Here is an 11,020-nt window from a genome sequence, read left to right as displayed (position 1 = left end):
CATTATCGTTACTGACCCGCGGACGGCTGTGAGACGGCGTGATATTCAGTTCGTGCAGTTTCATCTGCAGCGTCTGTGATTTCATCGCTGCGCCGTTATCTGCATGCAGTACCAGCGGATGCCGCCAGCAGCCTTCACGCATGACACTGCGCTGCATTAAAGCGGCAGCCTGTTCACCGCTTTCTGTCTCATGCACTTCATAACCCGTGATTTTCCGGCTGTACAGGTCGGTTATCATATACAGGTAATACCAGCGTCCGCGCACCACCGACGGTAACCAGGTGATATCCCATGACCAGACCTGACAGGGTCCGGTGGCGGTATAGGTTGTCGNCTTTCTGTCTCATGCACTTCATAACCCGTGATTTTCCGGCTGTACAGGTCGGTTATCATATACAGGTAATACCAGCGTCCGCGCACCACCGACGGTAACCAGGTGATATCCCATGACCAGACCTGACAGGGCCCGGTGGCGGTATAGGTTGTCGGGACTGCGGCCTTTTGCTGACACTGAGGGTAAACTCCCCAGCTTCTCAGCGTTTTAATAACGCGCATTTCTGATGTGCTGAAGCGCATAATATACACCCGGAGTTTATCCGGCGCTGAAAACCCACTCAGAATACTTTTATTGGGCGATTACCATTTAACCGGACATACCGGACTGAAATACTGGATTTTTATCTGTTCAGAACACTGAATGAAGTACGGGAAATGAAAAAACGGAAACCTCAGAAAGTGTCCGGAGCTAAAACTGTTCTGCTTACCATAACCTCTGGTCACGGTGTTTGCGCTGAATAAACTGACGAAAACAGGTACGTTTGAAAACCCGGTCTGCTACAGAAATATCCGTCCGGCGTTTGATTTATTCAACCAGGCCGCAGTATCGGCTCAGTATCCGTGCGTACCGACAGCCTTGTTACCCCGCTGTTTCCGGCGACGGATTTTCTGTTATCCGGGACTGGCAGGGGTGGAAAAAATCCGATAGATTACTGGAGTGATAAGTAACCCTTTATATATAACAATAAAGAATAACAACTGACATCCTGCCGCGGGACACCGGGTTTCCGGTCAGGCGTACGGTCAGTGCTCAGCAAGGAAATCAGATGAAAAAAACGTTAACCGTCCTCGCACTGGCGATGATGGCAACCTCAATGGCCGCTTTCAGTGCAACACCTCCCGATACGCTGGTGGTTGCCCAGTCGCTGGATGATGCCATCAGCTTCGACCCTGCTCAGGGGTTTGAACTTTCTACCGTGCAATCCTTTAACAGCCTGTATCAGCGCCTGTTGCAATCGGACCCGGAAAATCCTGTTGATTTACGTCCGACGCTGGCATCTTCCTGGAAAGCGGGTGCCGATAATCGTAGCCTGACTTTCACGTTGCGTGACGGTGCCAGGTTTGCCAGTGGTAATCCTGTCCGTCCGGAGGACGTCATGTTCTCTCTGTCACGGGTGGTGAAATTAAATCTGGAACCGTCGTTTATCCTCACTCAGCTAGGCTGGAATGCAAAGAATATCGACAGCCAGCTGACAAAAGTCAGTGATAATCAGGTCACTATCCACTGGACGGCGGATGTCAGCCCGTCCTTTGTCCTGAGCCTGCTTTCGGCACCGGTGGCATCAGTGGTCGATGAAAAATTAGCGGACAGTCATCAGACCGCGGGGGATTTTGGTCATCAATGGCTGAATACCCATTCTGCCGGCAGCGGCCCTTATCAGATCCGCAGCTATATTCCCCATGAAGTACTGTTAATGACTGCCAATCCTGACTCTCCGGCAGGGCCACCTGAGCTGAAGAATGTACTGATCAAAAACGTTCCGGAAGTTGCTACCCGGGTGCTGCTGGTTGAACAGGGGGATGCGGATATTGCCCGTAACCTGGGCAGTGACCAGTTCAGTGCATTACAACACCAGCCTTCAGTCAAGCCAGTAGCAGTGCCGATTGCCTCACTCTACTACCTGTTATTTAACCTCAAAGCCTCTCCGGTGCTGAGTAATCCTGCGTTCCTCGAAGCATCCCGTTATCTTTTTGACTATAAAGGTATTGCGGATGATCTGCTACGTGGTCAGTTCTCGGTTCATCAGACATTCTTACCGGATGGTTATCTGGGGGCATTAAAAGACAACCCGTACAGCTATGATCCGGAAAAGGCGAAAGCGATTCTGGCAAAAGCCGGGCTGAAAAATATCAGCTTTAACCTGATTGTGAATAATCAGCCACCTTATCTGGATATTGCCCAGGCATTACAGGCCAGTTTTGCCAAAGGGGGGGTGAAAGTCACCCTTATCCCGGGGATCAGCAGTGAAATCACCTCGAAAATTTCCAGCCATAAATTCGATGCAACCGTGACCTCATGGGGCCCTGATTACTTCGATCCGAACAGTAATGCGGCAGCATTTGCATCAAACCCGCAGGATGGCAGCAGCACCCTGGCTGAACGTGCCGGCTGGGATATTCCTGAACTGACGGCTGAAACCCGGCAGGCAGTGGCGCTGAGTGACAACCAGCAGCGCGCGGCGATGTATCAGAAGCTACAACGTCAGGTACTGAAAAACTCACCTTATGTGATCGGCTTACAGGCGCGTCAGCTAATTGCCCTGCGTAATAATCTGAAAGGTTATCAGCAGGGAATGAACCCGGACATGGTGTACTACAACCGGGTGACAAAGTAATGGTGACCACAGCGCAACCCCCGAGTCGCGCTGCGGGGCTGAGGCGGCTGATACAGCGCCTCGCCGGTAATCTGTTATCACTGGTGGTAACACTGCTCGGATTACTGGCGTTTACCTTCACGCTGTCTCATCTTTCACCGGTCGATCCCGTATTACAGCTGGCGGGCGACCATGCGAGTGCATCGACCTATGGGCAGATCAGGCATCAGCTGGGACTGGACCAGTCACTGCCTGTGCAGTTCCTCGAGTATCTGCGGCAGCTGGCCGGGGGAAATCTGGGCATTTCACAGAGCACTGGTCAGCCAGTCCTCAGTGATTTACTGCGCACCTTTCCGGCGACATTTTCTCTGGCGACCTGTGCGCTGATTGTCGGGTCGGTGTGCGGAATTGGTCTGGCGTTGCTCTCTGTATGGCGTCCGAAAAGCTGGCTTGACCACCTGGCACGGATTATTTCTCTGCTGGGATACTCGGTGCCTGTCTTCTGGTTCGGTTTACTGGGCTTACTGCTATTTTATGCCGTATTACACTGGTCAGCCGGGCCCGGTCAGCTGGATGACCTGTATACTTATACGCTGGAACCGAAAACGGGCATTGTCCTGCTCGACAGCTGGTTATCCGGTGATCGTGAAATGTTTATCAATGCATTGGCCCACTTGTGGCTGCCGGTGGCGATCCTCGGGTTATTATCCACCGCGTCAGTGACACGCCTGTTACGTGCCGCATTATTAGAAGAAAATAATAAAGAATATGTCACCCTGGCACTGGCCAAAGGGGCGGGCCGCTGGCGTATTATCTGGCATCACCTGCTGCCGAATACCCGCGGAACATTAATCACGGTCATTATGCTCTCTTACGTTTCCTTACTGGAAGGATCTGTATTAACAGAGAGTGTATTCTCATGGCCGGGCATGGGACGCTATCTGACTAATGCGCTGTTTGCCTCTGATTTCCCGGCGATCCTTGGGACAACCTTAGTGATAGGTACCTGTTTTATTCTGATCAATGCACTGACTGATGCATTAGTCTGGCTCACGGATCCCGCAACACGATGACTGATTTATCTCACCGCTTATCTGCAACCCCGTCGCGGCGGAAAATTCCTTTTTTACTGGTGACCGGCTGCGGATTATTAACTCTGCTGGTAGTGACGGCGATCTTTGCACCGTGGATCGCTCCGTTTGACCCTGATGCCCAGCAGATGGCCGGACGCTTGCTGCCGCCGTCAGCACTCCACTGGTTTGGTACTGACAGCTTCGGTCGGGACCTGCTTTCCCGTGTGATTTACGGAACACGTCCGACGCTGGTATTAATTATTTTTATCCTGCTGTTAACTGTCCCGGCCGGAATGGCTGTCGGCATGGTGGCCGGTTATGCGGGAGGCTGGGCTGAAAAGATCCTGATGCGTATCACCGATATCTTTTTATCACTGCCAAGTCTGGTCATCGCCCTGGCGATGGTGGCGGTACTTGGCCCGGGGTTACTGAACGGCGCACTGGCTCTCGCCCTGACCAGCTGGCCACCGTTTGCCCGTCAGGCCCGTGCCGAAACACAGCGCTTGCGGCGCAGTGATTACCTTGCTGCCGCCAGGATGCAGGGAATACGCGGTTTGCCGTTACTGCTCGGCCATATTTTACCGCTCTGTTTACCGGGGGCGGTAGTGCGTGCAGCCCTCAGCCTCGGCGGGATTATTTTGTCTGCCGCCGGACTCGGTTTTCTGGGAATGGGGGTTCGCCCCCCTGCGGCAGAATGGGGCTCAATGGTCGCAGAAGGCGGCAAAGTGATTTTTGATCAGTGGTGGGTAGCCGCAGCGCCGGGCGGCGCTATTTTGCTGGCCAGCCTGACCTTTAATTTTATCGGGGACGGTCTGCGAGACCGACTGGATAGCCGACATGACAACTGAACCGACACCCTTCATTATTGCCGATCACTTATCTATTGTGCTGCCGGAAGGGCGGCCGCTGGTGAACAACCTCTCTTTCTGCTTAGGCAAAGAGCGTGTCGCGCTGGTGGGAGAGTCCGGATCCGGAAAGTCACTGACGGCACGCAGCCTGATGGGATTACTGGCGGCAGGGCTTAAAGCGGATGCCCGTCAACTGACAATCGCAGGGCAGGATGCATTACACCTGTCGGCCGGTGACTGGAGCCGGTTGCGCGGCAGCCAGCTATCTATGGTGATGCAGGACCCGAAATACGCCCTGAATCCGGCACAGACGATTGGCTGGCAAGTGGAAGAACCCCTGATATTACACGGTTCTCTGAACCGTCGTCAGCGCAGAGAAAAAGTGACCACTATGCTGGATGCTGTCGGGCTGCCAAACCCGCAACAACTGATGAAACGCTACCCGAATCAGCTTTCGGGCGGGATGGGGCAGCGTATTATGCTGGCTATAGCCCTGATCACCGATCCGCAATTTCTGATTGCGGATGAACCCACCTCTGCCCTCGATCACCGGATGCGAGATCAGGTGCTGGCCCTGATCCGTGAACTGGTTTCCCGGCGTAATATGGGGCTGCTGCTGATCAGTCACGATTTGCAACAGGTGGCAGACCATTGTCAGAGGGTGATGGTGATGTATCAGGGACAGCTGCTCGATACACTGCCTGCGGCAGAGTTAGCCCATGCCAGCCATCCTTATACCCGTACTCTGTGGGCCTGTCGCCCCGGGCTGACAACCAAAGGTAAGCGTTTACCTACATTAGATCGTGCCGCACTGGAGGTATTATCATGAGTGTTATCCGGCTGAACGGGGTCAGTGTATTTCATCCTGACGGGTATCAGCTGCGGCAGGTAGTGACAGACGCCAGCCTCAGTATTGGCGCGGGGGAGTGTTTCGGTCTGGTCGGACCTTCCGGTTGCGGAAAATCATCCCTGCTCTGGGTTATGGCTGGTCTTAATCCCCACTGGCAAGGGCAAATGACTCTGGCAGGCACGGCCGTACGGGCGGGCGAAGAATTTACCGGCCAGTTACGCCGTGATGTACAGATGGTATTTCAGGATCCTTACGCCTCTTTGCATCCGCGTCACCGGCTGCGGCGGACGCTCGCGGAACCTCTCAAACGGCTGAAACTGGATGCTATTGATGATCGGATTATGCACGGGTTCCGGCAGGCCGGTCTGGATAGCAGCCTGATTGACCGTTATCCCCATCAGTTATCCGGCGGGCAGCGTCAGCGGGTGGCGATTGTCCGTGCCCTGTTACTGCAGCCGAAAATCTTACTGCTCGATGAACCCACTTCGGCGCTGGATATGTCGGTACAGGCTGAAATACTTAATTTACTGAATGATCTCAGACAGGAAAATCAACTGACAATGGTACTGGTCAGCCATGATCCTGATGTTATCGACCATATGTGTGATCGTTCTGTGATGATGAATGCCGGACGGTTAGCCGCGACCCGATAGTGCTGGCGGAAGAAACCCCGGACTACCCTGAACCGTATGTCGGGTTTTCTCTGCCGTATCCTACTGGCGGGCATGGTTACACGCGCTGCCGGCATTACCAGTCTGTCATTGCCCCGAAATGAATATGATCCCTGCAGTCAGCCATCAGGCTGTTGCCTCTGTCATATACGGGTGAAGCGGGGCCAGACCGCGCTACAACCCGGCAGATATCCGGCGGCCCTTGCGGATAAATTTCAGGCAATAAAAAACCCGCACGGGGCGGGTTTCTTTTACTATCAGCGGGTTTATCTGCTCAGGTCTTTACCGTCATCGCTATTGTAAACATCACTGATAATCAGCGCGGCTTACAGCGGGGTAACGTTACCTGCTGCCGGGCCTTTCGCGCCGTTTTCAATGGTGAAGGAAACTTTCTGGCCTTCATCAAGAGTTTTGTAGCTGTCGCTCTGGATAGCAGAGAAGTGTACGAACACATCTTTGGTACCGTCGTTCGGGGTGATAAAGCCAAAACCTTTATCAGAGTTAAACCATTTTACTAAACCAGTCATTTTGTCAGACATAGATACTTCCTTAATTGATGAGCCACTAACTGCGGCGATGATGGCCTGTTATTCGAGAGTTACTTATTGGGCACTTAGGAGGAGACTCGCAAAGGAGGGTATCTGTAGATAACACCTGAACTGAAGACTGCTTTACTAAAACTGCTTTCATAAGGTCTGTTTTACAAACCGATGGCGCTATTAATCCATAGCGGTAAAAAATTAGCAAGGTTTTTTTATCTTTTATTTATGCTCCGGCCAGCGAAGCGTTTCTGACAGTGCTGTTGCTGCGCCCGGCCACCGGTCACCGGCTGATATTGTTGTGACCGCCACCGGGGCCGGAAATAAGTGACGGGGCTATCAGACGGTGACATTAACGGTTACAAAAATGCACCCTCGTGCTGCTAAGGTTGTAATAACGTGATGATAATCTGTGAAAAATACTGAATATCTGAGGCGATAATGATCACTGTTTTTGTGCTGTTAAAAACCACCCCTGCATGGCTGCGGCTGGCCCGCAGCGAGAGAAACCGTATTGCGGATAAGGTACTGGCCGATGTACTGAGTGACGGTAAGGTGAGTTTAAGAATGTTTGATGCGGAGGCGTTTACTACCCGTTGTACGGATGTGGCAATGTTCCAGGCCGAAGATATGCAGTCTTTTTATTTTTCCATCGAAAGATTGCGTGATTCTGAATTAATTACCACCCCGTACTTTGAAATTGCAGACATTATCCCGACCATTGAAGACGGTTTTAAAGCGTTCGAAAAAACGCACCGCTGATCGGCGATCTGTTCAGTTTTTTGTTCCCCGGCCGCCGTTACGGGCGGCCTTTTAGCAGCCCCCGTCACTGATTATTTTTTCAGCTCTGCGGTCATATGTATCCGGTTACCGGCAGACGCTTCGGTAATATTGTAACGGGCACCTTCTGCGCTGGCCTGTGCCGCAATTTTTGCTTCTGCACCATCCAGAGTGGAGGCTGTGGCAGTAATGGTCTGAGCAAAGGCTGCGCCGGAGATAACAGAAAAGGCAATAACAGCAACAATATTTTTGATAGCTTTCATGGTGTGTTCCTCAGGGTAATCTTGTTTATACAGTGGGATGTTGTCCCGATAAACAGAAGATTACGCTGACTGCTGACTGAACGAAATCTAATCATTCTGCTGATGTCATTCAAAAAAAATGAATAATTAACGATGTTTTTCTCTGAGGGGGCCGGACTGCAGGTTATTTGTCGTGTGCGGTGGGGGGATCGGAAGGTTAAGACGCGGGGATATGACACAGCCAGCGTGGTGCTGGCTGTGTCAGTTGTACATCAGGCGGTGCTGGCAGGGTCAGGTGTTAGTACTGGCGACCAGAATCTGACGTTTATTAATCACCGAATAGCCAGTCACCAGGGCTGCAACCGGGATAATCGCCAGTAATGTACTGATAAACATACTGCCGCCGGTCAGGGTGGTGAAGTTAGATAACACCATAATCAGTGATACAGACAGTGCCAGCACGGATATCGCCGGAATAATGCGGGTACGCCAGTGTTTGCCGGCGGCCAGTGCTGTATTCTTTTTGAAAAATGCCACCACAGCCACACTGGTCAGCAGCATCAGCAGTACAATACCGACCGTCGATACGGCGGCCATATAACCAAACACCTGGGTCAGCGGCTGCAGTTTACAGGCTGCGCACACTGTGATCAGCAACAGGGCGGTGGCCGACTGAGCCAGTGAGGCATTACAGGGTGACTTATGCTCACCGTGCACCGCCGACAAAAATTTTGGCATAAACCCCTGACCGGCTAATACGTACTGATAGCGGGATAACACATTATGGAAACTCAGCACACAGGCGAAAATACTGCTGATCAGTAATACCTGGATCACATTACTCATCAGGGCACCGTTATACTGACGGGCAATATCCAGCAGCATATTGCCGGTACCGTTTAAGGTGTCATTAGCCACTGCCACCGAGCGGGTATAACCGGCCCCGGTAATCAGCGCCCAGGCTGAAAAAGTATAAAACACACCGATAATAATGACTGCCAGATAGGTCGCGCGGGGAATCGTCTTCTCCGGGTTACGTGACTCATCACGGAAGATAGCGGTGGATTCAAAACCGATAAACCCGGTCAGAGCGAATAATACCGACATTCCCAGTCCGTGAGTAAACGCTGTTTTTGGTTCAAAGGATACCAGGCTGACTCCCTGGGCACCGCCTTCAGACAGAATTGAAAAGTTCATGATCAGCACCACGCCAATTTCCAGAACTAACGCGATACCGAGAATTCTGGAACTCAGGTCAATATGGCGGTACCCGAGAATGGCGACTGCCGCGATAGCCAGCACCGAGTACATCCACCACGGATGCGCGGTTCCCCCGTAATGAACCACCAAATCATTCACCGCCCAGCCCATATAACCGTAGACACCCGCCTGGATCGCCGTATAGGTGACCAGCGCCAGATAGGCTGAACCCATCCCTGCACGTAGTCCCAGCCCCTGACTGATATAAGAGTAGAAGGCACCGGCTTCTTTGACATGGGGAGTCATGGCGACAAACCCGACGGCGAACACCAGCAAGATTAACGACGCAATAAGAAAACCGAACGGTGCACCGACTCCGTTACCAATGCCGATCGCCAGCGGAACATTACCGCCGATCACCGTGAGCGGGGCGGCGGCGGCAATCACCATAAATACAATACTGCCAACGCCCAGGTTTCCGCTCAGTCTGGCGGTTTTCTGACGTGTTTTAGCCTCAGTCATACGGAATTCCTCGCACTTATTATTACACTATTCATAGTATGTCTGTCCGCAAATCACTCAGGTACGGATTCTGTTTCTGAGCCTCAGTGACCTGTGACGGATCAATTTCTGCATATAACAACTGTTCTTCAGATTCGCTGGCCTGGCAAAGCACCTCCCCGTCAGGAGAAGTGACCAGGCTTAATCCGACGTATTCAAGGTGTTGTTCACGGCCGGTTTGATTGACATAGGCCATATACAGCTGGTTTTCCCAGCTACGGGTGGCAATCAGGTGGCGGTTAACAAAATCGAAGGGCTTCATCTGTGCGGTGGCGACGGCCACCAGATGGGCACCGGCGCGGGCCGCAGCCCGGACGGTTTCAGGAAATTCAACGTCATAGCAGATCAGTAGCGCAATATTCAGATCCTTATAGCGGGTGATACATACCGGTTGATTGCCGGGGCTGAACTGACGTTTATCCAGCTCACCAAACAGATGGGTTTTCCGGTATACGCACTGCAACTCCCCCTGTGCCGAGATAAAATAACTGGCATTAAAAATCTGCCCTGCTTCTGCCAGCGGGCCGGTAACAATCATTGCCATTTGCCGCTCTCTGGCCAGGGCCAGTAATTCTGTCAGCGGGAAGCTATCTGCCATGGCAGGGAGATGCTGCTGTAATACATAACCTGACATAAACATTTCAGGTGTGATCAGTAATTCAGCCTGTTGTGATTTAGCCTGTTGAAGTGCCGCCGCCAGCCGTGCCAGGTTAGCCGCATAATCACAGTAACTGCTTTGTGCCTGCCAGATTGCGATTTTCATTATTGTCCCTTTTAACAACCGGTAAAATAAGAAAGCAATATCTGTGCCAGTCACTTTTTGCGATTAACTATAAAATATTCTTATTGTTTAACCGCAGGATACCCGACTGACGGAGAACCGCCCGTGGGAGGTGCTGTGCACCCTGAAGGTGCAGGCCGGCTGCAGGGGGCACTGTCATGGGGCGAAGGAGAGAGAGCCGGCCAGTGGTATTGCTGGCGGAGAGCAGGGAATACCACCGGCAAAGACGTTAGAAATGGCGAAGTAACCAGAAACCGACGGTCAGGCCGATGGTGCGCATATACCAGAACCAGAAGAAGACAAACAGACAAAAAGTCGGGTGACCACGGCGGGTACTTTTTTGCTGATGAAATTCGCGGAATCTGAACATCATCAGCAGGTTAATAAACAGCAGTATGACCAGCGGGGCATAGAGCAGCGGAAAGGGCAGAGTAAAAATGCCATAACCATAATAGTGCTGATAACTCTGTAAAAACTTCAGGCTGGCGACAATTTCAAAGGCCAGTAACGCCATCAGTGCCAGAGGTACCCAGCGGGCATAAATAAATTTTGCGGCGAAATTATCCAGCGGCAGCGGGGTGGTTTTTACCGGTGTTCCGCCAGCCGCGTCACCGGCAGGCAACGGGGGCCGGTTATTCTCCGGGCGCGGGTCACCGGTTACCGGAGTCGCGGCGTTATTGCCGTGATTATGATGTCTGTCGGCTTCACGGGCTTTTTCGGCACAGGAAGAACAGTAATCATTAGTCATGTGCTGATGACATTTGGAGCAGACTGGCATGAAATATCCTTTCTGAAGCGTCAGGGGGAATAACAACCAATATCCC

General features: G+C 52.2%; 11 protein-coding genes and 3 pseudogenes. 7 read left to right on the top strand and 7 right to left on the bottom strand.

Annotation, left to right across the window (positions count from 1 at the left end; translation table 11 throughout):
• Positions 1 to 331, bottom strand: a pseudogene (locus tag JK216_RS12180) (DDE-type integrase/transposase/recombinase); the annotation flags it as partial.
• 11 nt (positions 332 to 342) lie between these two features.
• A pseudogene (locus JK216_RS12175) lies at positions 343 to 492 on the bottom strand (DDE-type integrase/transposase/recombinase); the annotation flags it as partial.
• A gap of 72 nt (positions 493 to 564) precedes the next feature.
• Between JK216_RS12175 and JK216_RS12170 the strand changes: the two are divergent.
• From JK216_RS12170 to JK216_RS12145, 6 genes and pseudogenes are all read left to right on the top strand, one after another.
• A pseudogene (locus JK216_RS12170) lies at positions 565 to 714 on the top strand (integrase core domain-containing protein); the annotation flags it as partial.
• Positions 715 to 1,103: 389 nt separating this feature from the next.
• Positions 1,104 to 2,672, top strand: a complete 1,569-nt coding sequence (locus JK216_RS12165) for an ABC transporter substrate-binding protein (protein ID WP_212711693.1) — start codon at positions 1,104 to 1,106, stop codon at positions 2,670 to 2,672.
• Positions 2,672 to 3,724 carry an ABC transporter permease gene (locus JK216_RS12160; RefSeq protein ID WP_212710660.1) on the top strand — a complete coding sequence of 351 codons (1,053 nt, stop codon included), beginning with the start codon at positions 2,672 to 2,674 and terminating at the stop codon, positions 3,722 to 3,724. Before JK216_RS12165 ends, JK216_RS12160 begins: the two co-directional genes overlap by 1 nt.
• Positions 3,721 to 4,572, top strand: a complete 852-nt coding sequence (locus tag JK216_RS12155) for an ABC transporter permease (RefSeq protein ID WP_212708647.1) — start codon at positions 3,721 to 3,723, stop codon at positions 4,570 to 4,572. Before JK216_RS12160 ends, JK216_RS12155 begins: the two co-directional genes overlap by 4 nt.
• Positions 4,562 to 5,401, top strand: a complete 840-nt coding sequence (locus JK216_RS12150) for an ABC transporter ATP-binding protein (protein WP_212711694.1) — start codon at positions 4,562 to 4,564, stop codon at positions 5,399 to 5,401. The genes JK216_RS12155 and JK216_RS12150 overlap by 11 nt, the downstream gene beginning before the upstream one ends.
• A complete protein-coding gene (locus JK216_RS12145) occupies positions 5,398 to 6,075 on the top strand; it encodes an ATP-binding cassette domain-containing protein (protein WP_212708645.1) in 678 nt (225 codons plus the stop codon). Before JK216_RS12150 ends, JK216_RS12145 begins: the two co-directional genes overlap by 4 nt.
• Before the next feature lie 344 nt (positions 6,076 to 6,419).
• On the opposite strand, the gene cspA is transcribed toward JK216_RS12145, so the two are convergent.
• On the bottom strand, positions 6,420 to 6,632 hold the full coding sequence (cspA, locus tag JK216_RS12140) for an RNA chaperone/antiterminator CspA (protein ID WP_212708644.1): 213 nt from the start codon (positions 6,630 to 6,632) through the stop codon (positions 6,420 to 6,422).
• A gap of 441 nt (positions 6,633 to 7,073) precedes the next feature.
• Here cspA and JK216_RS12135 point away from each other — a divergent pair, with 441 nt between their 5' ends.
• Entirely contained in the window at positions 7,074 to 7,394 is a 321-nt protein-coding gene (locus JK216_RS12135) for a darcynin family protein (protein ID WP_212708643.1), read from the top strand.
• Positions 7,395 to 7,465: 71 nt separating this feature from the next.
• Here the strand turns inward: JK216_RS12135 and JK216_RS12130 are convergent, their stop codons facing one another.
• The 4 genes from JK216_RS12130 to JK216_RS12115 all read right to left on the bottom strand — a co-directional run bounded on the left by JK216_RS12130 (position 7,466) and on the right by JK216_RS12115 (position 10,974).
• Positions 7,466 to 7,675 carry a YdgH/BhsA/McbA-like domain containing protein gene (locus tag JK216_RS12130; RefSeq protein WP_212708642.1) on the bottom strand — a complete coding sequence of 70 codons (210 nt, stop codon included), beginning with the start codon at positions 7,673 to 7,675 and terminating at the stop codon, positions 7,466 to 7,468.
• A 270-nt stretch (positions 7,676 to 7,945) separates the two neighbouring features.
• Positions 7,946 to 9,376: an APC family permease gene (locus JK216_RS12125; protein ID WP_212708641.1), complete on the bottom strand. Its 1,431-nt coding sequence runs from the start codon at positions 9,374 to 9,376 to the stop codon at positions 7,946 to 7,948.
• A 31-nt stretch (positions 9,377 to 9,407) separates the two neighbouring features.
• Positions 9,408 to 10,178, bottom strand: coding sequence for a nitrilase-related carbon-nitrogen hydrolase (locus JK216_RS12120; RefSeq protein WP_212708640.1), 771 nt, complete (start codon positions 10,176 to 10,178; stop codon positions 9,408 to 9,410).
• A 247-nt stretch (positions 10,179 to 10,425) separates the two neighbouring features.
• Positions 10,426 to 10,974: a hypothetical protein gene (locus tag JK216_RS12115; protein WP_212708639.1), complete on the bottom strand. Its 549-nt coding sequence runs from the start codon at positions 10,972 to 10,974 to the stop codon at positions 10,426 to 10,428.
• Between the last annotated feature and the right edge of the window lie 46 nt (positions 10,975 to 11,020).

The sequence above is a fragment of the Tatumella sp. JGM94 genome, assembly GCF_018257595.1.
Lineage (GTDB): Bacteria > Pseudomonadota > Gammaproteobacteria > Enterobacterales > Enterobacteriaceae > Tatumella > Tatumella punctata.
This window is presented reverse-complemented; position numbering and strand designations above follow the sequence as displayed.